Here is a 614-nt window from a genome sequence, read left to right on the forward strand (position 1 = left end):
GACTTCGCGTCCAGACCCTCGGGCAGGGTCACCCAGGTGTAGAAGCCGCCCGCCGGGGTCGTCCACCTGCAGTCGGGCATGTACTCCGCCAGTGCCCCCAACATCGCGTCGCACCGTTCCTGGTACATGGCTCGGAAATCCTTGACCTGTCCGTACCAGTCATACTCCGCCAGGTACCCGCCGATGGCCATCTGCCCGATCATCGACGGTGAGAGGATGGCGGACTCCGAGGCGAGCACCAGCTTGTCACGGATCGCATGGGGGGCGTACGCCCAGCCGATGCGGAAGCCCGGAGCAAACATCTTGGAGAAGGACCCCAGGTACACCACGCCATCCGGGGAGTACGACTTGAGTGCCGGGAGCGGGTCGGCATGGAAGCCGAGCAGACCGTAGGGGTTGTCCTCGAGGATCAGGATGCGTTCGCGTGAACAGATCTCGGCAATGACGGGGCGCCGCTCCTCCGAGAGGGTCACTCCCGCGGGGTTCTGGAAGTTCGGGATCGTGTAGAGCAGCTTGATGTGGCGGCCCTGGGTGCGCAGGCGGCGGATCGTGGCTTCGAGGGCCTCGGGGATCAGGCCGTCGTGGTCCATGTCCACGTGGACCACATCGGCCTG

At 65.5% G+C, this 614-nt stretch carries 1 protein-coding gene; it reads right to left on the bottom strand.

Translation table 11 applies throughout. From position 1 onward, the window contains the following. Positions 1-590 (bottom strand): aminotransferase class I/II-fold pyridoxal phosphate-dependent enzyme (locus tag FK530_RS24825; RefSeq protein ID WP_231706795.1); only part of this gene is annotated, 590 nt, incomplete at its 3' end. Between the last annotated feature and the right edge of the window lie 24 nt (positions 591-614).

Origin of the sequence: Tsukamurella conjunctivitidis (assembly GCF_007858475.1) — a bacterium.
GTDB lineage: Bacteria > Actinomycetota > Actinomycetes > Mycobacteriales > Mycobacteriaceae > Tsukamurella > Tsukamurella conjunctivitidis.